This is a genomic window from Enterococcus sp. DJ147D b, assembly GCF_058216655.1.
The window spans coordinates 2,303,501-2,327,539 of the sequence record NZ_CM177104.1; the positions used below are offsets into that span (position 1 = coordinate 2,303,501).

At 37.2% G+C, this 24,039-nt stretch carries 18 protein-coding genes and 1 pseudogene; 5 read left to right on the plus strand and 14 right to left on the minus strand.

Annotated elements, in window-relative coordinates; translation table 11 throughout:
* Positions 1–153: 153 nt before the first annotated feature.
* Positions 154–1,131 carry a diacylglycerol/lipid kinase family protein gene (locus tag AC4BD1_RS10875; RefSeq protein ID WP_490485603.1) on the plus strand — a complete coding sequence of 326 codons (978 nt, stop codon included), beginning with the start codon at positions 154–156 and terminating at the stop codon, positions 1,129–1,131.
* 97 nt (positions 1,132–1,228) lie between these two features.
* On the opposite strand, the gene recD2 is transcribed toward AC4BD1_RS10875, so the two are convergent.
* The 4 genes from recD2 to AC4BD1_RS10895 form a co-directional block, all read right to left on the minus strand.
* Positions 1,229–3,799 (minus strand): SF1B family DNA helicase RecD2, encoded by a 2,571-nt coding sequence (gene recD2, locus AC4BD1_RS10880; protein ID WP_490485604.1) that lies wholly within the window; start codon positions 3,797–3,799, stop codon positions 1,229–1,231.
* An 18-nt stretch (positions 3,800–3,817) separates the two neighbouring features.
* Positions 3,818–4,474 carry a histidine phosphatase family protein gene (locus AC4BD1_RS10885; RefSeq protein WP_490466510.1) on the minus strand — a complete coding sequence of 219 codons (657 nt, stop codon included), beginning with the start codon at positions 4,472–4,474 and terminating at the stop codon, positions 3,818–3,820.
* A gap of 57 nt (positions 4,475–4,531) precedes the next feature.
* Positions 4,532–5,035, minus strand: a complete 504-nt coding sequence (locus AC4BD1_RS10890) for a tRNA (cytidine(34)-2'-O)-methyltransferase (RefSeq protein WP_206910259.1) — start codon at positions 5,033–5,035, stop codon at positions 4,532–4,534.
* 232 nt (positions 5,036–5,267) lie between these two features.
* Positions 5,268–6,125 carry a methyltransferase domain-containing protein gene (locus AC4BD1_RS10895; protein WP_490466511.1) on the minus strand — a complete coding sequence of 286 codons (858 nt, stop codon included), beginning with the start codon at positions 6,123–6,125 and terminating at the stop codon, positions 5,268–5,270.
* 103 nt (positions 6,126–6,228) lie between these two features.
* Between AC4BD1_RS10895 and AC4BD1_RS10900 the strand changes: the two genes are divergently transcribed.
* A complete protein-coding gene (locus tag AC4BD1_RS10900; protein WP_490485605.1) occupies positions 6,229–6,867 on the plus strand; it encodes a copper homeostasis protein CutC in 639 nt (212 codons plus the stop codon).
* Positions 6,868–6,966: 99 nt separating this feature from the next.
* On the opposite strand, the gene mgtE is transcribed toward AC4BD1_RS10900, so the two are convergent.
* The 4 genes from mgtE to yjbM are packed head-to-tail and all read right to left on the minus strand — an operon-like array spanning position 6,967 to position 10,727.
* Positions 6,967–8,328, minus strand: a complete 1,362-nt coding sequence (gene mgtE / locus AC4BD1_RS10905) for a magnesium transporter (protein ID WP_206910266.1) — start codon at positions 8,326–8,328, stop codon at positions 6,967–6,969.
* Positions 8,329–8,345: 17 nt separating this feature from the next.
* Complete coding sequence (locus tag AC4BD1_RS10910; RefSeq protein WP_490485606.1) at positions 8,346–9,245, minus strand: RluA family pseudouridine synthase; 900 nt, start codon at positions 9,243–9,245, stop codon at positions 8,346–8,348.
* Between the two features lies 1 nt (position 9,246).
* Complete coding sequence (locus AC4BD1_RS10915; protein ID WP_206910270.1) at positions 9,247–10,044, minus strand: NAD kinase; 798 nt, start codon at positions 10,042–10,044, stop codon at positions 9,247–9,249.
* A complete protein-coding gene (gene yjbM, locus AC4BD1_RS10920; RefSeq protein WP_206897666.1) occupies positions 10,041–10,727 on the minus strand; it encodes a GTP diphosphokinase in 687 nt (228 codons plus the stop codon). The genes AC4BD1_RS10915 and yjbM overlap by 4 nt, the downstream gene beginning before the upstream one ends.
* 133 nt (positions 10,728–10,860) lie before the next feature.
* Here yjbM and AC4BD1_RS10925 point away from each other — a divergent pair, with 133 nt between their 5' ends.
* Positions 10,861–11,436, plus strand: coding sequence for a CYTH domain-containing protein (locus AC4BD1_RS10925; protein ID WP_206910272.1), 576 nt, complete (start codon positions 10,861–10,863; stop codon positions 11,434–11,436).
* A 118-nt stretch (positions 11,437–11,554) separates the two neighbouring features.
* A complete protein-coding gene (locus tag AC4BD1_RS10930) occupies positions 11,555–12,232 on the plus strand; it encodes a ClpXP adapter SpxH family protein (RefSeq protein ID WP_206910274.1) in 678 nt (225 codons plus the stop codon).
* A gap of 204 nt (positions 12,233–12,436) precedes the next feature.
* Here the strand turns inward: AC4BD1_RS10930 and pepF are convergent, their stop codons facing one another.
* The 4 genes from pepF to spxA form a co-directional block, all read right to left on the minus strand.
* A complete protein-coding gene (gene pepF, locus AC4BD1_RS10935) occupies positions 12,437–14,248 on the minus strand; it encodes an oligoendopeptidase F (RefSeq protein WP_206910276.1) in 1,812 nt (603 codons plus the stop codon).
* 109 nt (positions 14,249–14,357) lie between these two features.
* Positions 14,358–15,374, minus strand: coding sequence for a competence protein CoiA (locus AC4BD1_RS10940; protein ID WP_490485607.1), 1,017 nt, complete (start codon positions 15,372–15,374; stop codon positions 14,358–14,360).
* A gap of 113 nt (positions 15,375–15,487) precedes the next feature.
* Positions 15,488–16,144: an adaptor protein MecA gene (locus tag AC4BD1_RS10945; RefSeq protein ID WP_490466515.1), complete on the minus strand. Its 657-nt coding sequence runs from the start codon at positions 16,142–16,144 to the stop codon at positions 15,488–15,490.
* Positions 16,145–16,435: 291 nt separating this feature from the next.
* Positions 16,436–16,834, minus strand: a complete 399-nt coding sequence (gene spxA / locus AC4BD1_RS10950; protein WP_067483021.1) for a transcriptional regulator SpxA — start codon at positions 16,832–16,834, stop codon at positions 16,436–16,438.
* Between the two features lie 766 nt (positions 16,835–17,600).
* On the opposite strand from spxA, the gene AC4BD1_RS10955 reads away from it, so the two are divergent.
* The gene (locus AC4BD1_RS10955) at positions 17,601–18,308 is read left to right on the plus strand and encodes an HAD family hydrolase (protein WP_490485608.1); all 708 of its coding nucleotides are present in this window, start codon (positions 17,601–17,603) and stop codon (positions 18,306–18,308) included.
* 103 nt (positions 18,309–18,411) lie between these two features.
* Here the strand turns inward: AC4BD1_RS10955 and AC4BD1_RS10960 are convergent, their stop codons facing one another.
* Together AC4BD1_RS10960 and AC4BD1_RS10965 are read right to left on the minus strand one after the other, a co-directional pair.
* Positions 18,412–21,606 carry a DEAD/DEAH box helicase gene (locus AC4BD1_RS10960; protein ID WP_490485609.1) on the minus strand — a complete coding sequence of 1,065 codons (3,195 nt, stop codon included), beginning with the start codon at positions 21,604–21,606 and terminating at the stop codon, positions 18,412–18,414.
* Positions 21,607–21,622: 16 nt separating this feature from the next.
* Positions 21,623–22,060: pseudogene (locus AC4BD1_RS10965) on the minus strand (SbcC/MukB-like Walker B domain-containing protein); the annotation flags it as partial.
* Positions 22,061–24,039 lie beyond the last annotated feature (1,979 nt).

The following is a 24,039-nucleotide window of genomic DNA, read 5'->3' on the forward strand; positions in this document are numbered from 1 at the left end:
AATTCTTCTCCTTACACAGTTAAGGATTGAGCACTTGCTAGACTTTTTTTATTTTTTTCGGATAAGTTCTTTTTTATTTCGGATTTCCTCTGCTATAATAACTAGGAATCTGCAAAAAAAGATCTTTTTTTGCGTTAGCCACAGGAGGCACACATGAATTTTCATTATCATCTTTTAATCAATCGAGCTGCTGGAAGTGGCAATGGTCAAAAAGTCGCCGATAAAATGTTTCCCATTTTCGATCAGCATCAAGCCAACTATTCTGTCTATTATTCAGAATACCCTGGACATGATGCAGAGCTAGCAGAGCAACTTGCTAAAGACACACTATTACCATGGACTACTGAGAATCAAGAAACAGTGACTACTTTTCCGCTCCTAGTCATCGTTGGTGGTGACGGAACGCTACACCAAGTGTTAAACACGTTTTACCAATTAGATTTGGAGTTACCCGTCGCTTATGTTCCAGCTGGTTCTGGAAATGATTTTGCCCGCGGAATTGGCTTATCTCGTAATACAGAACAAGCGGTCACTCATTTATTGAATACAGATAAGCCACAAGAAATCAATCTATTGACTTATCAAGAACAAGTAACTGACACCAAAGGAGTTTTAGTCAACAATCTTGGCATTGGTCTTGATGCGGCAATCGTTCATACAACAAACCATTCCGCTACCAAAGAGCGCTTAAATAAGTATAATTTAGGCTCACTTTCTTATATTTTATCCATTTTACATGTCTTTTTTACACAAAAAGGATTTCCAATTTTGGTAGATGTTGGCGGAAAAACAATAAATTTTGAAAAAGCTTTTCTTTGTACAACGACCAACCACCCTTATTTTGGGGGTGGCGTTGCTATTGCACCAACTGCTGAGGTATTTAAACCAACAATTGATTTTGTTGTGGTTGAGAGAATTAATTTATTCAAAATTATTTGGATCGTGATTTTATTACTACAAAAGAAACAATTAAAATCAAAGAATTTCCACCATTTTACTACAAGCAAACTACGTATCGTCTCCACGACTCCACAGTTTGGCCAAGCAGACGGCGAAGACATTGCACCCCAATCATTTGATTTACAGTTTGGAACGAAGACCCAGTCATTTTGGTGCCAAACAAAAAAATAAGGAGATTGTTTCCAGAACAACTCCTCAATATATGGTAAAAAGAATTAGCGGGTAAAATCAACGATGGTTGATTTTACCCGCTAATTTTAGTGTTTTGTCATTTCAAACGAATCTTTTCCATCCCAATCATTGGATCGATTGATTGATTTTCAATTGCTTCACTTGTTAAGATGTAATTTTTAGGTTCTTCGTTTGCTCCCACTTCTTTTTCTGTTTCCATCGTTTGTGTTTCAAATAAAGGAACTTCTTGAACAACAAATTCATTTTTGACTTCTTTTTTATTGGAAACAACTGCCTCTTCTTTTTTGGCTGTCTTCACTACTTTTTCTGATCCTTCACTTGTATAGGAACCATCTTCAAAAGGATCATTTCCCACTAATGAATCTTCATATGCAGTCAACTTCGTCCGCGTAACAAGCGTCATACTATCGTTTTCTTCAATCCTTCGTTTCAGGGTCGTCATACGACTAGCCGTTTCATTTTTGACGCAAGTCAAATAAGCTTGCTCTTCTCCCAACAAAATCAACAGATCTTTACTTCGGGTAACTGCTGTATACAATAAATTACGTTGTAACATCCGTTGATACTGATGCACCATCGGCAAGATAACCATCTTAAATTCGCTACCTTGCGATTTATGGATCGAACAACAATATGACAAGGTAATTTTATTCCACTCGTTTCGCTTATACGTTACCTCGTTTGCATCGAATTGAATAACTAATTCATCCACTTTATCGTCAGAATCTTTCGCTAAAATGATTCCTGTGATGACACCCATATCTCCATTAAAAACATTCAGTTCTGGTGTGTTGACTAGCTGTAATACTTTGTCCCCAATTCGATAAACTGTTTCATTCCAGCGAACTTCTTTTTTATTAGGTCCACCCGGATTAAAGATTTCTTGCATCATCTTATTCAACGCATCAATTCCAGCTGCACCTCGATACATTGGTGCTAATAACTGAATATCTTGCGCAGTAAATCCTTTATTTTTAGCCTTTTCTACGATTTGCGAAATCAAAGGTTCGATTTGGTACGCATCACTTCTAAAAAAAGAGCGATCTTTTTGATTCTGAGTAAAATCACTTGGCAAGCGACCTTCCTTGATTTCATGTGCTAATGGAATAATACTGGATCCGTCCCCTTGTCGATAGATCTCATTGAGTTCCATTTTTGGAATCTGTTCGATGTCTAGTAGGTCATGTAATACTTGACCAGGACCAACGGATGGTAGCTGATCTTTGTCCCCAACTAAAATAACCTGCATATTTGTTGGAATTGCTTTAAATAAAGTATTCGCTAACCACGTATCCACCATCGACATTTCATCGACAATCAATAAACCACCTTCTAGCTCTTTCGTGCTGACAGAAGGTGTTTTTTCACGGCCATTCAATCCAAGTAAGCGATGAATTGTGCTAGCTGGCAAGCCTGTTGTCTCATTCATTCGCTTAGCTGCTCGTCCCGTTGGCGCTGCTAGTAAAACCGGAAAGAGTTCTTGCGTATATTTATTGGGATCTAGTTCAATTCCATTTAATTCAGCGAATAAATGAACGATCCCGTTGATGACCGTTGTTTTTCCTGTCCCTGGTCCCCCTGTCAAAATAAATAAAGGCGAACGTATCGCTTCAGCAATCGCTTTTTCTTGTGAATCGCCATATTGGATTCCAAAGATTTTTTCGATACGTCGAATGTTTTTAGCGATCTCTTTTTCTGGATAATGAATTTCTTTTTTACGACTTAACAATCGTTGAATCGAGTTGCCAATCCCCCATTCTGAAAAATACAAGCTATTTTCATATAAGTTTGTTTCTTCCTGTTGGATTTTTCCCTCTTCGACCAGTTGAATAATAACCGTGGCAACTTGATCCGGCTCAATCTCAACCGGACGACTGGTTTCTAAAATCCGGATTGTTTGCGCCAAAAGAGTGTCAGCAGGAACATATGTATCACCTGTTTGGACACTATGCTGGAAAATTTGATGCAAGATAGCCGCACGAATTCTCCTTGGCGAATCCGAAGCAATCCCAATTTGTTCCGCCAGATTGTCTGCTCGTTTAAATCCAATTCCTTCAATATCTTCGACTAACTGATACGGGTTTTCTTGAATAATATCTAACGCTTCATTTTTGTACGCTTGATAGATACTGAAAGCCAATTGACTACCGAAACCATATCGATTTAACCCCATGATGACTTGATCCATTCCATGATTCAAGCGAATCGTTTCAGCAATCATGTCACGCTTTGGTTTCGTTAAACCAGAGATTTGTCGTAAAAGCGAAGGATCTTCGATGATTTTTTCAATCGCATCTTCTCCCAGCGTCTCAACGATTTTTTCAGCTGTTTTTTTACCAATCCCCGGAAATTTTTCGCTTGAAAGATACGAAACGATTCCATTAGCTGTTGTTGGTTTTTCTTGCTCATAACGTTCAACCTTCAACTGGCGGCCATATTTAGGATGATCCACTAGTTCGCCGTAGAAACGATACGTTTCATTTTCTTGGATTTCACCGAAACTCCCCGTAACAACGATTTCTTTTTCTCGATAGTCTGCACTCGTTTCATTCACATGGACTAAGAGAACTTTATAAAAATTACTTGGGTTTTGAAAAAAAATCGCGGCAACTGTCCCAACGAAATATGGCATTTCTTCTGGCTGCATCGAAGCCGCCTCCTTCTTCTATAGTAACGGTTCTGGTTTATTATCCAATCCTAAAAAATCTACTTCATTCCAAACTTTTAGTCGATAAGGTAATAAGTTATTTGGCTCTTCGGTTTCTAGTATAGTCAAACTACTATTAAATAAGCCACCCATTTCACGTAATTGGCTCAACTCTTTTCCCGTCATCCACTGAATTGCGGCCGTCAACGACGCTCCGTGTCCCACGAATAAAATGGGGCCATCATGTTGTGCCACTGCATCTGCTACAATAGTTTCGATTCGCGTAATCGCGGCTGCAATCGATTCACCATGAAACGGTGTTGGATCATATTTATCTAAATGATTACGTAAATTAGGTAGATTTTTGGGGAATTTTTCATACATCTCTTCGATTTTTTGACCTTCCAGCAGGCCTAGCCCCAACTCGCGAAGCTTATCCGTAAAAATAATTTCAACTGGGTGTGTCAACATGCGGTTGATTCCTTCAGCTGTATCACGTGCTCTCTTCGCCGTACTTGCATAGATAACTTCAAAAGGAACGTTCTTCACTTTTTCCCCTAGTGCTTTGATTTCTTCATAACTTTGTGGGAGTAAAGGTGAATCTCCATTACTTCCTTGGAAGCGACGTTCTTGATTCCATTCTGTTTTGCCATGTCGGGTAAAATATAAATCCATTCTTCCTCACACCTCACTCATTTGTCTAGCATTCTTTTTACACTTCTTTATCAAAGATTAATCAAGTTTATCATGTTCATAGTGGTGTGTTAACTCTAACGCAGGAAACCCCTGTTGGCGCAACGCTTCATAAACGATCATAGCTGCCGTGTTTGACAAATTCAGTGAACGCACATGTTCATCGTTCATTGGAATACGTAAGCATTTCTCTTCATTACTACGCATGAATTCTTCAGGTAATCCGGTAGTTTCTTTACCAAATAAAAAGAAATGATCTTCGCCATCTGCAAAATTTTCATCACTATAGATTTTATTGGCAAATTTTGAAATCAAATGTAGTTTTCGATTTCCCAAAAAGTCTAAAAAGGCTTCGAGATTTGGATAATACTTGATATTTACATCGTTCCAGTAGTCCAACCCAGCACGTTTTAAGTGTTTATCATCGGTGGAAAAGCCTAAAGGTTCGATCAAATGTAAGGGTGTATTCGTTGCGGCACATGTTCGTGCAATATTTCCAGTATTTGCTGGAATCAAAGGTTCAAATAAAACGATATGATTCATCTGTTGCTCATCCTCTCATGGTAATGTTTCATTTTTATTAATAAATACAATTGAATTTTGGCATAAAAAAAAACGTATCAACTCGGTGTTAGTCACTGCGAGTCGTTACGTTAGTGAAGCTCTTCTCACTATCTTTTATCAGAACAGGAACCTGATAAAAACCAATGAAAAAACAACTTGTTGCTACTATATCACCATTAAATTATTTTTGCAACCACTTGTTAATAAAAACTCAATGTAAACGGTTTTTCTTAGTTCCTTTTAATAATTCAACATCGATTGTAATTTTTTCTAGCGGATGCTTATACAAATTCTCTTTTATTTCAGACGCAACTTGCCATTCCAAAGGTGACATCGCCAAGAGATCTCGTTGATTTTTTTCTGGGATTTCAAATTCATATGTGACACGCTGACGTTCAATCAAGTCTAGTGATTCAGCAAACTTTGTGACAACTCGCTCATTTGAATAATTTTGTTTTTCTGGTTGATCTGGATAAAAAGCTTGTCGTAATTCTTTCAAATAGTTTTCTTGAGGTACAATTTTTAAAACCTCGCCATCGTCTGTTAACACCCGTTGAAATTCTTGATAGTGTGAAGGTGAAAAAATATTTAAAATCGATGAAAACTGTTGTGATGCAAAGGGTAAGTTTGTTAAATCTGCTACACACCAAAAGGCTTGAACTTCTTGTTCCGTTGCAGCATATACACCTTCTTTAGAAATATCAAAACCAACTGCTGTTTTTATTTTTTGCAACTCATTGATTTCATTTAAGAAGCTACCTTCCCCACAACCAACATCTAAAACAGTCGCCTCTGTTGGTAGATGTTTGGCAATCAATTCGATTACCGGTTGGTACATTCCTGAACGTATCATTCGTCGCCTAGGCGCAAACATTTCTTGATCATAGTCCGTTTTGACTGCATGCGATAAAAAATAAAGTGTTCCCTTTTTAGATAAATCAAAACGATGACTGTTTTCACAAACTAAACCTTGTTCTGTTGCAACAATCGCTCCATGGCAAACTGGACAACAAAACAACTGCTGATGTTTCAATAAAAACTGGCGTCCACGGTCAATTTTTTTTAGCATATACTTCCCTCATTTCATTTTTATCTTACCTGTTGCCGAAAACTTTAGCAACCGGAAAAAATGTGTTACAATGCCCAAGAAGAAACGCAAAGGAGTGCAGTTTATGATTAGAGAATTTTGTGCCGAAAATTACACCTCGATCCCTTTAGCGATTTCCCGCGGCGCGAACCGGATCGAGTTATGCGACAATCTTGCTGTGGGGGGAACCACACCAAGCACTGGCGTAATTGAAGAAGCTTTAAGCTACGCTGGCGAAAAAGAAATCCCCGTGATGACGATCATTCGTCCACGTGGAGGCGACTTTGTTTACAACGATATTGAATTAAAAATCATGCATACTGATTTGATTGAAGCAAAAAAACTAGGAACAGATGGTGTTGTTATTGGCTGTCTCACTCCTTCTGGTTGGTTAGATGAAGAAGCCTTAGAGTTGTTGATTGAAACAGCAGAAGGATTACAGATCACTTTCCATATGGCATTTGATAGCATCCCTAAAGAACGTCAATTTGAAGCAATCGATTGGCTAGTTGAACATGGCGTTGAACGAATTTTAACCCATGGCGGTATAGCCGGTACACCAATTGAGAATAACTTTGTGCATTTGAAAGAATTAATAGCGTATGCAGATAATCGTTTGATTATTTTACCCGGCGGTGGTGTATCTGATAAAAACGCAGAACAAGTTGCAAAAGAATTGGGTGTTGCTGAGGTACATGGGACAAAAATTGTTTCACTGGATTAATCCCAAAAAAAGAGTGTGGCCTGATGAGGTCACACTCTTTTTTATAGTATAAATGATTGCTCGCTAATTTATTGGAGCTGAACGCTTTGAGCCACAACCTTACATAAAATACCCCATAAATAAAGAAGCAATATTAAAATAAATCAATACACTTGTCAGATCACTTAAAGTGGTAATAAATGGCCCACTCGCAACTGCCGGATCAAACCCCAAACGATCCATCAACATTGGAATCAAACTTCCTGCTAGATTAGCAACTGTAATTGCAAACAACATTGCCATTCCAATAACAAATCCTAGAATAAAATTATTCTTCCAAAAACCAACGATCAAGAAAATAGTCAGACCTGTCACTGCTCCAGTAACTAAACCTGTGAAAACTTCTGCTAGAATCAATCGTGTAAAACTATTTTCCTTTTCATCGGAGATAGCTAGTCGTCGCACAGCAACCGCCAATGACTGCGTCCCCGCATTCCCAGCTGTCCCTGTAATTAGTGAAATAAACACCGCCAAAATACTTGCTTCACTCACGAGGTCTTCATAATGACTAATCAATGACGCTGTTGACATACCTAAAAATAATAGCGTAATCAACCACGGTAGTCGCCTGGATGCGGCCTTGATCGGATTTTCATTGACTTCTTCTACATTGACCCCGGCCAAACCAGAGTAATCACTTGCTGCTTCATCATCAATAACATCAATAATGTCATCAACCGTTACGATCCCTAACAAGTGATCATCGTAATCAGTAACTGGCAATGCTAGAAAGTCATAGTCTCGGAATGTTTGCGCCACATCTTCTTGGTCATCACCCACATGCACTGAGATGATTCGCTCACTCATCAAGTCAGCGATCATCGTATCGTCATCATTGACAATCAAATCACGCAAAGAAATAACACCAACTAGTTTTCCTTCTTGATTGACCACATAAATGTAATAAATCGTTTCAGCTACATCCGCCTCATTTTTCAACACATACATCGCTGAACGAACAGTTTGATTGGCAACGATCGAAACAAACTCCGTTGTCATGATGGCACCGGCTGTCTCATCTTCATAGTGTAACAATTCTTTGATTTCACTAGCATCTTCAGTGGACATCAAGCTTAAATATTTAGCTGTTTGTCTTTTATCTAATGTGTTTAACAAATCGACTGCGTTATCGGTATACATTTCTGCTAACATATCCGCAGCATAGCTTGGTCGCATTTCCGCCAAATATTCCTTCATATGTTCATTATCTTCTTCAATCACATCGAACATATCAGCTAATTCTTTCGGCGAAAGATACGTATAGATCAATTGACGATCATCTTCAGGGAGTGACTGGTAGAACTGCCCCTGCTCATAAATGTGCATCTCCAAGAAATCATTTCTAAATTCTTGAATATTATTTTTCTTCAAATCCTGAGCCAACTGGGCAAATCTTTCCTCTAATTCTTGATTTTCGTCCAAACCAATCTCACCTCACCTTAATCTTTAAAACATTTGATCACTGCAGCCATATCTTCTGCTAATGGCTGCTTAAATTCCAATAATTCTTGAGTAAACGGATGATAAAATCGTAAATCATAACAATGGAGCGCCTGCCTTTGGATGCCCAAATCCATACGTCCTTCATACATATCATCACCTAACAAAGGACAACCTATTGCAGCAAAATGGACTCTAATTTGATGCGTACGTCCTGTATGAAGCTGGATATCAACCAATGCTGCATCTAAAAAAGCTTGGTCCAGCCAATACTCTGTTTCCGCTGCTCGACCTTCTGGAGAAATCGTTCGTTTCAGTAACGAAGTATAATCCCTCGCAATCGGCAATTCAATACTTCCATGTTTTTGCAGTTCATCGATTTTCCCGCTAACTAACGCTTGATATTTTTTCGTAAATTTCTTTTTTCGAAGTTGTGTATCCAACTTTGCGTGAGCAAAACCGTGTTTGGCAAATAGCATCAGTCCAGATGTATCTCGATCCAATCTGGTTACTACATGTATCACTTGATTTTCATACCCTTGTTTTTTGTAATACGCTTTGACTCGATTCGCCATCGTACCATTGGGATGGTATTGTGCCGGAATCGAAGAAACACCTGCTGGTTTATTGACGACTAAAACATGTTCATCTTCAAAAACAATATCGATTGGCGTCTCATCTAAAAGAACTGTTTCATGCTCTCCCTCAGCAGGAATCACAATGGTTACCTTATCATTGTCCGTCAGAGAAAACAAGACATTTTCGACTTGGTCGTTGACTTTGATCTCGCCACCTTGAAATTTTATTTTTGCTAATAAACCTTTAGAAATTCCCTGTTCTTTCAAGAAATATTTTACTTGTTGCGGATGTTCCTTTTGGTATATCCATGTAAACTGCATACTATCCCTCACCAATAAAGGCATCCTTCACACGATGCCAAAAATGCATATGTCGATAAGAAGCAAAATGGATGCGTTCTTTCGCAATTCGGTAATAAATTGAATGAATGTGTCCTTTTGCCACGTCTAATTGATCGACTGTCACCAAATAATCTTCTGTATTTTCTAATTTGATTTCAACCCACTCATCTTGCCCAATAACGATGGGCGAACCTAACGTCCGAAAGACACGATTATTTAAAGAGGCTATTTCTGCTAATTGAAAAGCATTGATACTTGGATGAATCACTGCCCCTCCAATACTTTTATTGTACGCAGTGGAACCGGTCGGCGTTGAAATAGCCAAGCCATCACCTCGAAAACTTTCAAACAATTCATCTTTGATATACACGTCCGCAACCATTGTCCGGTTCGCTCGTTTGATTGTCGATTCATTCAATGCAAAAAAATGTTTGTCCGGTTGATTATTGGTGTAACTGATCCGCACATCTAGTAAAGGGTAACTAACACTTTGTTCACGCGTTGTCAGCAAGCTATCCACTAACTCTTCTAGTTCGTAATCGCGCCAGTCTGTATAAAAACCAAGATGTCCAGTATGCACACCTAAAAAGCGAACTTCATTTAACCGATGATTAAACCGATGAAAAGCCGAAAGTAACGTTCCGTCCCCTCCAACTGAAATTACCAGTTCCGGATTTTTTTCATTGATTTTGATACCAGCTTTCGTTAAAAGAGCAACCAACCGTTCGGTAACTTCTAATGTTTTTGCTTCATTATTATGAACAATGGCTACTTTCATTCGTTGCCTCCTTGCTTCTCATCTTCTTTATCTAGCAACGTTCGATAATAAACATCATCTGATTTTCCTCGACCATGAGAAAATAGGCGCTGTGCTTCTTGGATTTCTTCACGAATATTAGACATTTCTTCATCTAATTGATACGCGGCTTCTGCGGCGCGTTGTAATCGCTCGCTCATTTCTTCTGGAAAAACACCTTGATATTTATAATTTAGCGAATGTTCGATTGTCGCCCAAAAATTCATCGCTAATGTTCGAATTTGGATTTCAGCCAAGATTTTTTTTTCACCGTTAATCAGTTGAACAGGATACTCGATTACTAAATGATAGGAACGATACCCGCTCGCTTTTTTGTTCGTAATGTAGTCTCTTTCTTGAATTACCTTCATGTCTTTACGGTTACGAATCACCTCTACAACTTGGTGAATATCTTCGACAAACTGGCACATAATACGTAATCCCGCAATATCAGACATTTCTTCTTCTAGCCGTCCCATTGGAATATGTCGTAACTGAGATTTTGTTACAATGCTATCGACTGGTTTCACACGACCAGTTACAAATTCAATCGGCACATGTTGATTTTGTTCACGAAATTGTTTACGAATCCCGCGTAACTTAACTTTCAATTCTGATACAGTTTGTTCATATGGTGCTAAAAATGTTTCCCAATCTCGTTCCATAACTCATACCTCTACTTTGCACTGACATTCATTGCCTATTTTACCATATAACCAATAGTTTCCGTAATCGTTCACCCTTTCATTGACCAGAAAAGAAAATTTAGGCAAAATAAAGAAAAAAGGAGCGAATAACATGGCAGAAAATTTAGAAATCGAATTTAAAACAATGCTTTCTCAAACAGAATATCAACAATTGATTGCTCATTATCAATTGACAGCGAACGATTTTAAAACTCAAATAAATAGCTATTTTGATACACCTGATTTTCAATTAAAAGCAAAAAATTGTGGATTACGCATTAGAAGATATGAAGAACTGGCAGAATATACACTAAAAACTCCGGTTGCATCGGGTCTATTAGAAACAACTGATACACTAACTCGAGCGTGTGCTGATGACATTCTCCAATCAAATGTGCTACCAGTCACAGGTCACGTCTTTGAAAAATTAATTGAGCTTGGAATTCACTCCTCTCAACTAATCAAAACTGGAGAGCTAACGACTGAACGTGCAGAATTTCACATAAAGGAAGGTCTCTTAGCCATTGACCAAAGTTGGGCAGAGAATTTACATGACTATGAATTAGAGCTCGAAGTGCAAGATACAAACACAACCAGTGCTGATTTTTTGCAGTTTCTAGATTCGTTCCATCTTCCTTATCGTCCAGCAAAAAATAAAATCTATCGAATGATCGAAGCAAAAAATTAGATTTCTTTCATTTTCACAAGGCGCATGAGTTCATTTTTTGTGCTTTTTCTGTTAAGTTATAGTCTGTGGATGAAAGAATTCACTAATTATATAGAATCTATTTTTGGGGGAGATTCGTATGATCGAAATTTATCTTTTCGTGAACCCTTTGGGGAAATACTGTTTTAATATGGAACGGCAGCTGTTACAGTTCATCGAAGAAGAATATGGGACGACAAATCTAAAAAACAAAAAAGTTCAATTTCGTTTTTTACCTTTAGTTAACTTGCAGACAATTGGGGATGTCATGCAAACACGAGGTATTGATCGTCAAAATTTAGAAGAACGTAACAATTTATTTTCAACAATCTACTCTGCATCACTTGATTGTAAAGCTGCACAGTTTCAAGGAAAGAAAAAAGGACGTCAGTTTTTGATTAAATTGCAAGAAGCTGTAGGCTGTAATGATATTCCTTATTCACAAGCTTTATCTGAGGAACTTTTTGCGTCTATTGGTGGAGATCTAGCAATGTTCAAAGAAGACCGTCAATCTGAATTTGTAAAGGAAGCTTTTTTCTCTGACCAGAAAATCGCTCGAGAGATGGGAATTACTAAGCATCCTTCCGCTGTTGTTTATAATTACGCATATGATTGTGATTTCGGCGTTTTAGTCGAAGGCACAAATACTGTTCACCGTATTCAAGAACTTTGTAAAGTAACTGATGAATCCTACCAAATTTTTACTGGTCAGCAATTACATACAACTGGTTCAAAGTTTACAACTGGCGCAAGCCACTTATCCTTACTTTCAAATTAATTTTATTCAAAATAAATATGATCTATTTGACCTCCAAGACTGCTTGAACACTCTGTCTTGGAGGCTTTTCTTTCATTAAAAAAAGAGCCTCGACAAAAGTCGAGACTCTTTTTTTAGGTGGACAACAAGAAGACAACTCGTCTCCTGTATCCCCACATGAAAGATTCGTTTTCTCAGCAGAAACCTTCTTTTCTTTCTTGCTTTTTATAACTCACCGATCAACGCTTCTAATTCGTCCAAACGTTTTTCAAACATGGCCATTGCATCTTCAATATAAGCTGCTTGCGTCATATCAACACCCGCTTTTTTCATTACTTCCACTGGATAATCACTGTTACCTGCTTTTAAATAAGCTAGGTAATTATCCAATGCATTTGGTTCTTTCGTCCAAATCTTCTTCGCTAATGCAGAGGCTGCAGAAAATCCTGTTGCATATTGGAAAACATAATAATTGTAGTAGAAATGCGGAATACGTGACCATTCATATTTGATTTCTGGATCTTCTTCCACTGCTGGTCCGTAATATTTTGTATTTAATTTGCCATAGCTTTCACTTAAATATTCACTCGTTAACGGCACACCTTTTGCATCTTCAACATACATAAAATGTTCAAATTCAGCAAATTGTGTTTGACGGAAAATTGTTCCCTTAAAACCGTCTAAATAATGATTTAATACGTATGCACGCACACGAGGATCTGTTTCTGTTTCCAATAAATACTCAGTCAAAATATTCTCATTCGTCGTCGAAGCAATCTCCGCCAAGAAAATTGAATAATCCCCATAAACATACGGTTGGTTTGAACGAGTAAAGAAACTATGCACGCTATGACCCATTTCGTGAACTAAGGTAAATAATTGATCTAATGTATCATGCCAATTCAACAAAATATATGGCTTTGTATCATAGCTTCCTGAAGAATACGCCCCACTACGTTTCCCTTTGTTTTCAACAACATCGATCCAACGATCAGCAAATGCTTCTTCAACAACTGCCATGTACTCTTCACCCATTGGCTGTAAAGCTTCCAAGGCTTTTGCTCTTGCATCTTCATAAGAGAACTTGATTGGCGCTTCACCCAATACTGGCGTATACAAATCATACATGTGTAGTTCTTCCACATTTAATAAACGTTTACGTAACTCCATATAACGATGTAACAATGGCAAGTGCTTATTCACTACTTCAACCAATGTATCATACACACTTTCGGGAACGTGATTATTGCTTAAAGAAGCTTCACGAGCAGAACCATAATGACGTGCTTTCGCTTTAAAATTGTATCCCTTGATATGCGCACTTAAAGTCGAAGCAAAAGTATTTTTAAATTGTTCATACACTTCATATAATCCCTTAAATGCCGCTTCGCGTACAGAACGGTCTGTACTTTCTAACAATTGACCATAGACCCCATGAGAAAGTTGGATTTTTTCACCATTTTCCCCTGTGATTGTTGGAAAAACTAAATCAGCATTGTTCAACACTGAAAACGTACTACTTGATGCGCCAAAAATCTCGCCAGCCCCAGCTAAAAGTGCTTCCTGATCAGCGGATAAGACATGTGCGCGATTATCAACCATTTGTTGAACGAAATGGCGATAAATTTCTAATTTTGGTTCTTCTTCAAAGTAACTCCAAATCGTTTCATCGGACAATTGTAGAACTTCTGGTTCTAACCATGAAACAGATTCCCCTACTTTTGCCATTAAGCTGCCAGCACGAGAATGCAAAGCTTGATATGTCGTATTTGCAGTGTCTTGGTCATTCTTCAAATGAGCGTAAACATACAATACTTCAATTTTACGATAAACATCTAAAACAAACTCAAGCGCATTCAAAAATGCGGTGGCGCCGTTAGCCAATGTTCCTTTATATGTTTCTGCTTGCGTCAGTTCTTCAGATAGTTCTTGATATTTTTCGTCAAATTCTTGATCATTTGCAAAAATTTTCGTCAAATCCCAAGTTAATTTTTCGGATAATTCTTCACGATTCGGTAATTGGGTTGTTTCACTCATGAAATCGACTCCTTTTTCTTAATCTTTCTTCATCTTATCACAAATTTTCTCAGACAAAAGCTTCTTGCTTAAATTAGTCTAAATATTCTAACAAAAGTTTTTCAACTTTTTAGTTATCTTCTTCCTTTTTCCATAAATCACAACACTCTTTAAAAAATCGCCAATACGTTTGTTCTTTCGATATCAGTGGAAATAACCACTCTGACACAATTTTTTCAAGTTTTTCCCGCCAGAAAAGATAATGAAGCAATCGATTTTCTTGCACTGTTTCCTCAAAAAGGACTCGATACACAACTACACTTGTACCAAAGAAAAAGAAAAATTCACTTTGCTGGTAAATCCATGATGAAAGATAAAGAAGATGCTTTCCTCTCATATAACAAAACTCTTGCACTTTTAACAGAGAACCTTGTTTCCGACGTAATTCCCGATCGAGTTCCTGATAAATACCTTTTTTAGCTCGATTAGCAATCATTTGTGTCCTGCTACACCACTTCTTTGTCAAAATCTCAGTTAAAGAGCAAGTATAAAACGGCCATTCCATCACTTGATAACTGATTTTCCGAGTAATCGACAGCGTTAATCGATAATAGAGATACAACTTTCCTACTTGTCTGTCCACTGCCCAAAAATGAACATTTTGTTGTTCATCATAGCGGCAACTTCCTTTCACCAATTGAGATAATTTTTGTTCCGACAATAGCTTCTTGTTAATCAAACCACTACCAAGAATCCACCAAACGGTGAACTGTTTACGCTTATAATTCATTGTCCGTTCAATAAATCGTGAATATATTAATGGCGAGCATTGGATCTCAAACGCAAGATTCTCACTAAGCAAATCGGGTCTTTGAGCTAATTCGGGTAAATAAGGTTCTATTTCTACCTCTTCATTGAATTTTTTTAACCATTGATAAAAGACTTCTTTCAGGAATATATGCTCCTCTGATTCTGCTTCACTAAACATTTGACATAAATTACTTTTTTTATGCGCAAAATGCGGCCGAACTTGCTTCCCTTGTTTTAAAATCACCGGTAAACGACAACCTGGACAAAAATAATTTTCTTGTTTTTCAGCATTATCCGCGCGATATCTTTCTCCCCATCGATTGATTGCATACAACATCGTATTCACCCTTTTTCATTTGTCAAAAGAAGTTACGCGATTTCTAATGAATTTTTTGCAAAAAAAAGTCATTGTTGATAAACAATCAACAATGACTTTTTCGATATCGCTATTTAGTTGAAATAAAATCTAGTACGTTCAATCGCATTTCGCTCCATTAAACATGTTCCATGTTCGCTTAATGCATCTGCAGTGCGGTCACTTTTCTTAGAAAATTCAAGAATTCTCGCAACTTGATTTTCTACATCCACTTGGTTAAGATTTTCAAGCCAAAAATGTACTGATAAATAGTATTTTCCTTCAAACAAATATAAATCCGTCCAAGCAGACTCCAACTGTACATCTTGAGCTAACTGAATCATTTGTTCAAAGTCATCAAATACAAAAATTGCACGACTCTCATCCATTTTTACAGAGTCATCTTCCCCATCTTTGGTCTCATCGTAATCATCAATGACTTGTTGACGCAAAAACTCACTAACATCATTTGAATCAATCGGACCATCGTGCGCTTGGATCATTTCTTCATCAGGCAAATTCTTACTAATAAATAATTCTAGTCCATCACCTTTTGGCAAAACTTGGAAAGTCACAGCTTCGCTTCCACGAAATTCTTCTTCGATGTCGACTTCTTCTAAAATACTATAAAAGAAATTCTCAATCTCTTTATGATTGCCCAATAAATCTAAAAAAGAGACACCTCGTTCTTCTAAATCTTCATGACCAATCAACACGCGGATGGTATTTTCATTTATATGTTCCATTTCCATTTCGCAACACCTCACTTTGCCACAACGGTTAATATAGCTTCATTGTAGCGAAAACCAATTAAATGTAAAGGAAAACCTTACTTTACCAATAGAAAGTTAAAAAATCTTTCTTTATTGAAGCAGCTACTGAAACAATCAACTGATGCTCTTTTTTATAATTGTGTAATGATTTTTTATCTAACCAAAAATAAATAATCATGATCCTTGAACTAAAAATAGCATCCAAGTTTTTTATTATAACAAAAAACTTGGAAGACTATCTACAGACAGTCTTCCAAGTTCGATACTCTTTTATAAACCAGCCATCAACTGGGCTTGACGTAACTCTAATTGACGAACATCACGCGGTAAGAAACGGCGAATTTCATCTTCATTAAAACCAACTTGCAAACGTTTATCGTCAATCATGATCGGACGACGAAGCAATCCAGGATTTTTTTGAACTAAGTCTAGTAACTCTGGCAATGGTAGCTCATCTAAATCCATATTCAACTTTTGAAATACCTTTGATCGTGTTGAAATAATTTCTTCTGTACCATCTTCTGTCATTTGTAAAATAGCTTTTAATTCTGCACTATTCAACGGTTCAGAGAAAATATTACGCTCAACAAAGGGGATTTGATGCTCTTGCAGCCACGCGCGAGCCTTTCTACAGGATGTACAACTTGGGGAAGTATATAGTGTTAACAACGTGCACCACTCCTTTTCGTGAAAATCATCACATTTTTGTAACAGAAGACTCATTTCATCTTCCATCTGTTTCTATTATACCTAATCGCAAATTAAATAGCTACCTTTTTTTTTATATTTTTTTTTAAAAATGAATGTTATCTAAGGTTTATTTACAGTAAAAGCAAGGTTTTTCATTTTAATACACATTTTAAAATGAGAAAATTCCAATCGTTTTCCAATTTTTCTGCAAAATTAAACAGCTAAAAAAACTGTACCACTTTAAAATCGTTAAAGTCAAAAGAAACCGGATACATTCTCTTAGATATGTTTTTTATTCCCACAAGATCAATTATACCTTCTTACTGTTCTCTAAAAATGTTTAACATAACGCCTATTTCATCTGTACTAAATAACAGCCACTATTAACATAAAAAACAATCAATTAAAATAATTCTAAATTAAAAAGAAAAATAATGTTATTTAAAGTTTTCTACGAAATTTTGATGCTGTATCAAAATTCGATTTCTAAAACTTTTCTTTAGATTTAAAAGCAAAAGCACACAACAATATAATCTCAAAAAAGCCTAATTAAGTGTCTTGATTGTTCTTTTCTTTTTTGTCTCATTTTTGGTGAAAAAAACTGAAATTTAAAAACGTTGTTACAACAACGACTAGAAAATACAGTAATAAAAACCTTTATTATCAACGTTTATCGAGATTTTTTTCTGATACAATGATGAAGGATTTGTGAAAAAACAAATGAAAATCGAAAGGCGTGTAAGATTTGATTAAAGCTGTTGTATTTGATGTTGACGATACAATGTATGACCAACAACAACCATTTAAAAATGCGGTGAATAAAGTGGTTCCGCTGGTTTCAGATGAAGATATGCATCCATTATATATTCGTTTCCGTCATCATAGTGATGAAAACTTCCCAAAAGTGATGGCTGGGGAATGGACATTAGAATATATGCGGGCACATCGGATTAGCCAGTCGCTAAAAGATTTAGATTATCCACATATTACTGAAGAAGATGGTTTGTTTTTCCAACAAGTATACGAAGATGAATTAAACAATATTTGTCTACATGATGAGGTTCGCAAAACACTCGACTTTCTAAAAGAAAAAAACGTACCTATGGGCATTATTACGAATGGCCCAACAGATCACCAATCAAAAAAATTAAACCAGCTCCAATTAGCTAAATGGATTCCAACTAAAAATATGATTGTTTCTCAAGCAACTGGGTTTCAAAAACCTGAAAAAGAAATTTTCCAATTAGCAGCCGAAACCTTTTCAATGAACCCAGCAGAAACACTGTATGTTGGTGACAACTATGACAATGATGTTCTGGGCGCACATCGTGCAGAATGGCATTCACTTTGGTTTAATCATCGTGGAAGAACGATTGATACAACTCCTGTTTCAGATATCGAAATTAGTTCGTTTGATCAATTACTTGAAACAATGGAGTCTGTATTTACCTAACAAAAATCAAAAAAGCTTCTGGACAATTATTTGGTCCGGAAGCTTTTTCCTATTTAGCGATAATATTAGGTAACCTTTTTCAAAAACATTCCTTTTTTTCAAGCTATTCTTCCAATTCACCCACACTTAAGATCATGCGAATATCGTCTTCTGTCAGCTTCGTTAATTGTTCTTCGTTTCCTTGAATTACTTTTTGGAACAACTCTCGTTTTTCTTTTTGTAAAGAGTTCATTCGTTCTTCAATCGTTCCTTCGGCAATCATTCGCCAAACTTCTACCACATTTTTTTGGCCAATTCGGTGCGCACGTCCGGCAGCTTGTTCTTCAATTGCGGGATTCCACCACAAATCATACAAGATAACCGTGTCTGCTCCCGTTAGATTTAATCCCGTTCCACCAGCTTTCAATGAGATCAAAAAGACATCTCGTTCTCCTTCATTAAAAGCATCTACCATTGTCAAACGATCTTGTGGTTTTGTACTTCCGCGTAAGTAGAAGGTTGTCATCCCTAGTTCTGCCAGCTCTTCTTCCAGAATACTTAGCATTCCAGTAAATTGCGAGAAGAGTAACACACGTCGGTTGTTTTCTTTTGCAGCAACTAACAGATCCTTCACTTGTTCTAGTTTTCCTGAGCCCCCTTGATAATCCTCAATAAATAAGCGCGGGTCACAACAAATTTGACGTAAGCGTGTCAAACCAGCTAAAATTCCGATTCGATTTTTCTTAAATGCTTCTGCATCCATTGAGGCTACTTCCTCCCGCATTTGCCGCAAATAAGCAAGATAAACTGTTTTCTGTTCTTCCGTCAAAGCAGAATATAAATTCATTTCTGTTTTTTCTGGCAAATCTTGAAGAACCGTTTGCTTGTCTCTTCTCAGAACAAACGGGCGAATCATCTGTGCAATCTCTTCTGTCGAAAGTTCCCTGAACTTTGTTCGATTCGGAAAGAAACCAGGCATGATTGTCGCAAACAATGACCAGAGTTCTTCTAAATTATTTTCAATTGGTGTTCCACTCAGCGCAAATCGTTGTGGAACTTGTAGTTCTCTTAAGGCTTGCGCCGTTTTCGTACTACTATTTTTTACCATTTGTGCCTCATCTAAAACCAAATATTGAATTGGCATCTCTTGATAATCAATAACGTCTTGTCGCAAACTAGCATAAGAGGTTACACGAATATCAACATCATTTTTAAGAAGTGTTTCCCGTTCTTTTTTATTTCCATTTACCACTTGGACACTTAACGAAGGTGCAAATTTTTTGATTTCTGCTTGCCAGTTATAAATCAGACTTGCAGGCGCAACAATCAGTGCAGATAGCTCATTTTTTTCTTCTTTTTCTGAAAGTAAAAAAGCAATTGTTTGCAGGGTCTTCCCTAATCCCATCTCATCCGCCAAAATTCCACCAAATTGATAATGACCAAGCATCTTCAGCCACTGAAATCCTTGCCTTTGATAATCACGTAGTTCGGCATGCAATCCTTCAGGTAACGTTACTTCATAGTTTTCTGGTTGGATCAGATCCTGCACCATTTTTTTGAAAGAGTCACTAAAGGTTGCTCGACTTCCTGATAATTGGCTTTGAACAATCAAACCTTGGTTTTTGGGCACATGGATCGTTCCTGACTCCGAGCGAATCGATTCTCTCAATTGACGCAAAACTTCACTTGTTTGTTGAAATTCTTCTGAGTCAAAGGATAATACTTGACCATTTTCCAGTGTATAGAACGCATCATTGCGCAACAAGCTTTGTAATACATGATCGATTTCTTTTTCTTGGATGCCTGTCACATCAAACCGTATATCTAACCATGAACCTGTTTCAGTCACTTCAATTTGTGGTTGATGCTTTTGCGCATCCAAATACAGCTCACGTAATTTTTTACCAATGCGAACTTCGCCAAATTGACGAAAAACAGCTAATTCTGTTCTAAAAAAAGCGTATAATTCTTCTCCTGTAGGCAACACACGCTCATAGCCAGTTTCGTTTGCTTGATAGTGATACATCTTGAATAAGTCAATCACTCGTTGTTCTTGTGCTTGATCTCGTAAAATTTCACGAGAAGAGTCTGATTGTACTTCATGCTTCTTATCAGTTGAATAAATGACATCTTCATAAATGAAATCAATTCGTGCTTGAATTTTTCCTTTAGACTTTCTGAAGAAAAACACAAATTCAACAGGGATGTCTACAACTTCTGACTCTACATCCTCCGTTACTTCAACCTCTGCAATCTGAGACAACAAAGGTAGCAACTCTTTAAAAAGTGAAGAAAGCTGTTTCTTTTCAAATTTGACTTGCGGCGTTTCAAAACGCTTCATTAGTTGTTCCCAAGTAAGATAGATCGTTTGCTGTTGTTTCGTCAAAGAATAGAAAGTTCCTTGTATCATTCCCCATTGATAGTGGGTAAAAAATAAATCAAATGTCTTTTCAGCACGTAATAGATACGCATCATCTTCTTTAACTACTTTAAAATGCAGTGGCTTTTCTTGTTCTGAAAATTCAATTCCTTGATAGGTTTGTTGATCCACCATCACTTGCAAACGAGTGGTTTGGTTCATCTGCTCCAATAAATATTTTGCTTGCTCTACTGGTAACATCAAATATCGTTTGTCTAATTTTCCTTTGACTTGTAGCCCACTGACACCGAGTAGTTGTTGTGTTTGTGCCGTTCCAGCGAATAAGCTCAAAATCGTTTGATCTTCTCCTTGAAACGCGCGTCTATCCAATTCAAATTGATATTGTTTATTTACAGTGTACGATTCATTTTCTGTATAAGCTTGCAAAAAGTCATAGATATTTTTGACAATATAGGTTTTCTTAGGTGCTTTTAAATAGCCGATTCTCAAAGAAACTGCTAGTAACGCTAATTCTGGATGGTATTGATTGGTTTCAATTGCTTCGACTTGGTACTCAACAATTAGCGGCTGGATGGCACGCGTTGTTTGTTTCGTCTGTAAACGTGCAAACCCTTTGCTTAAAATATCACCTTCACTAACTGTTCGAACTGGTTCAAGCATCTGCTGATCTTTACTCATTACTCGAGAAACATTTTTGGAACGAAGATATAATTCAACAGCCACCGTATGTTTACAATAATGATGCTCTTCCCAATAAGGACACTGGCAATAATCAACTTCCTTTGCTGTACCATCTAAATCAATCATGTATAATTCGCTACCTAATACTTCAGCATGCCATACGTTATTTTCTTGATCAGGAACAACCGATAACACTCGACCTTCTTGCAAGTATTTGCGTCCGCGTTCAATCACTTTTTCCGGAATACTCCATTTCATCGTTATCAATCTCCCTTTATCCAAGATGATAGCGAACGGTACTTTGTCCACTACCTTTTGCATCGATTCTTATTTGTTGTAACACTCGTTCTTTTAACTCTCTTACGTGACTGATGATTCCTATCATCCTTCCTTCACTTTCAATTGTTTCTAAAGCTTCCATTGCCATCTCTAGAGCTTCTTCATCTAGAGAACCAAACCCTTCATCAATAAATAGTGCTTCAACAGTAATTCCGCCTGACTGTGCCTGAATAACTTCTGCCAATGCTAACGCTAACGAGAGGGCAGCAATGAAACTTTCTCCCCCAGACAAGGTATGTGCACTTCGTGTCATACCTGCTTCGTCATCATACACATTGATTTCCAATCCAGTTTTTCCACGATAGCTCCCAACTGAATCTGCTAACTCAAACTGATACCGATTTTTCGTTAGACGTTGTAAATGGTTGTTAGCTACTTGGAGCACTTCTTGTAAATACACTTGAAGGACATATCTTTCTAAACTGATTTTTTTCACATTTTCACCGTTAATTGTTTGTGAAAGTTGTTGTAACTGTGCCAACTCATCCAATTGCTCTTGACTTGTTTGATAAAGTGCTAAAAATTCTGTCACAATGGCTTGATTGTTTTCTTGTTGTTCTTGAATTTTATAGAGTGCTGTTTGTTGTTCTTCAATCAATTGTTTCCCTTGTGCAATCTGTTCAGCTAAATGTGCATCCTCTGGCATTTCAGCTGACAAATCCACGGATTCTAGTTGAGCCAGTTTCGCCTTAGTAATCAATTGTTCTTCTTGATATGTCGTAACAATTGTTTTGTACTCCTCATATTCAACTTGTTGCTGCGCAAAAGCTACTCCTGCATCTGCTGAGTCAAAATACTCTTGTTCAGCTAACAAATCTTGAATTTTTGTTTGTGTTTTCATTTGTTTGGCAACTAATTTTTCTAATTGTTCCATTAGTTGGCTGAGTTGTGCTTGCGTTAACGCAATGGATTGATCGATTTTTTCTCCAGCTACTTTTTCTTGAGCTAATTGTTCACTTTGCTCTTCTATTTGTTGAGCCAGCCGTTGTACGGTTTCTTCCAGTGTATCGATGTCAACTGTCGCTAATTGCTGCTTTAATGTTTCCAATTGTCCACTGCTATGCTGATGTTTCGCCAATAATTCCGTCTGAATCTCTTGTTGTTCTTCGACCGCTTGGCTATTTTTTTCAAGTTTTGCTTGCAAGGCTCCTTGCTCCGTCTTTGCTTCTCCTAATAATTGCTCTTCTTGAATTATTTTTTGCTCAATCTCACTAAACAAACCTGAAACTTTTTCATTGGTAACTGTTATTTTTGATGAATCCTCAATCAAAGGAAAGTCTTGTAATGATTCATTCAATGTTTGTTTGCAGTTTGCTTCTTTTATCAGTGAGTTAGCTAATTCTTTTTCTTCTTTTACTAATTGTTGTTCAAGCTTAGCTAAGTATGCTTCTTTTTGACCAAGAAGTAGGTTTAACGATTCTGCATGTGCTTCCGCATCTGCTAATTCTTTTTCCAGTTGCTTCACAGTTTGTTTCTCAGGTGCTTCATGACTGATATTTTCTAGTGGATGCTCGACAGAACCACAGACTGGACAAGGTTCCCCTGGCAAAAGCAATAATTGTAGTCGAGCAATTTGTTGTTTTGCCCACTGACTTTTAAGCCGAGCAATCTTTTCTTGATGTCTTGTTCGTTCTTCTTGAATTTCTTCGACTTCACTAGTTAACTGAACTAATTGCTGCTGACTCTGCATTTTTTGTTGGTCAAGTTTTTGTGTTTCTTGTTGTGCACTTTCCCACTCTCTTTTTTGTTGCTGTAAGTTTGCAAATGTCAGTTGTTCTTTTGCTAATTCTTCTTGTGTTGTTAGGAGGTGTGTTATTTCTTGTTGACGTTTATTTAATACGCTTTGTTGCTCTTGCAAGTCTGCCAACTTTTGCGTTCCATCAGTTAATTCCGCAGTGATCACTTGAAGTGACTCGTCTTGCTCCTTGTATTCTTTGACACGAGGAAGCAGTGTTTTCTTTTCTTGATAGTCATCATTTAACCGATCAACTGCTTCTTGCAAGTTTTGTCGTTCTTTTTCTTTTTCTTTCCACTGCGTAAATTTTTCTTGCAGCTCGTTCAACAAAAGGCGCTGCTTTGCCTCCTCTTCAAGAAGTGATTGTCGTTCATTTTCATACTCTTTGTTATGTGATACTGGGTCAATCAAACGTTGCCCAAACTCATAATAACAAATCCATTGTTGTTTTTCTGTTATTTCATCTTGCATTTCAAGCAAGTTTTCTAGTTTTTCAAGTAACGTTTGCTTCTCTGCTCTTTGTCTTTGTACAGATTGAATTTGATAATACTCTTTTTCTAGCTTTTCTTGAGCATCTTGTTCTTTTTTCAATTGTTGTTGAACGAGTTGGATTTTCT

What these genes read in the sequence shown, in the direction of transcription:
- yjbM (WP_206897666.1), bottom strand. Translation starts at nt 10,727, where the DNA reads ATGGAACGAGATTGGGAAACATTTTTAGCACCATATGAACAAACTGTA.
- AC4BD1_RS10915 (WP_206910270.1), bottom strand. Translation starts at nt 10,044, where the DNA reads ATGAAAGTAGCCATTGTTCATAATAATGAAGCAAAAACATTAGAAGTT.
- AC4BD1_RS10890 (WP_206910259.1), bottom strand. Translation starts at nt 5,035, where the DNA reads ATGAATCATATCGTTTTATTTGAACCTTTGATTCCAGCAAATACTGGA.
- pepF (WP_206910276.1), bottom strand. Translation starts at nt 14,248, where the DNA reads ATGAGTGAAACAACCCAATTACCGAATCGTGAAGAATTATCCGAAAAA.
- AC4BD1_RS10885 (WP_490466510.1), bottom strand. Translation starts at nt 4,474, where the DNA reads ATGGATTTATATTTTACCCGACATGGCAAAACAGAATGGAATCAAGAA.
- AC4BD1_RS10960 (WP_490485609.1), bottom strand. Translation starts at nt 21,606, where the DNA reads ATGAAATGGAGTATTCCGGAAAAAGTGATTGAACGCGGACGCAAATAC.
- AC4BD1_RS10910 (WP_490485606.1), bottom strand. Translation starts at nt 9,245, where the DNA reads ATGCAGTTTACATGGATATACCAAAAGGAACATCCGCAACAAGTAAAA.
- AC4BD1_RS10930 (WP_206910274.1), top strand. Translation starts at nt 11,555, where the DNA reads ATGATCGAAATTTATCTTTTCGTGAACCCTTTGGGGAAATACTGTTTT.
- AC4BD1_RS10925 (WP_206910272.1), top strand. Translation starts at nt 10,861, where the DNA reads ATGGCAGAAAATTTAGAAATCGAATTTAAAACAATGCTTTCTCAAACA.
- recD2 (WP_490485604.1), bottom strand. Translation starts at nt 3,799, where the DNA reads ATGCAGCCAGAAGAAATGCCATATTTCGTTGGGACAGTTGCCGCGATT.
- AC4BD1_RS10945 (WP_490466515.1), bottom strand. Translation starts at nt 16,144, where the DNA reads ATGGAAATGGAACATATAAATGAAAATACCATCCGCGTGTTGATTGGT.
- AC4BD1_RS10900 (WP_490485605.1), top strand. Translation starts at nt 6,229, where the DNA reads ATGATTAGAGAATTTTGTGCCGAAAATTACACCTCGATCCCTTTAGCG.
- AC4BD1_RS10895 (WP_490466511.1), bottom strand. Translation starts at nt 6,125, where the DNA reads ATGCTAAAAAAAATTGACCGTGGACGCCAGTTTTTATTGAAACATCAG.
- AC4BD1_RS10940 (WP_490485607.1), bottom strand. Translation starts at nt 15,374, where the DNA reads ATGTTGTATGCAATCAATCGATGGGGAGAAAGATATCGCGCGGATAAT.
- AC4BD1_RS10875 (WP_490485603.1), top strand. Translation starts at nt 154, where the DNA reads ATGAATTTTCATTATCATCTTTTAATCAATCGAGCTGCTGGAAGTGGC.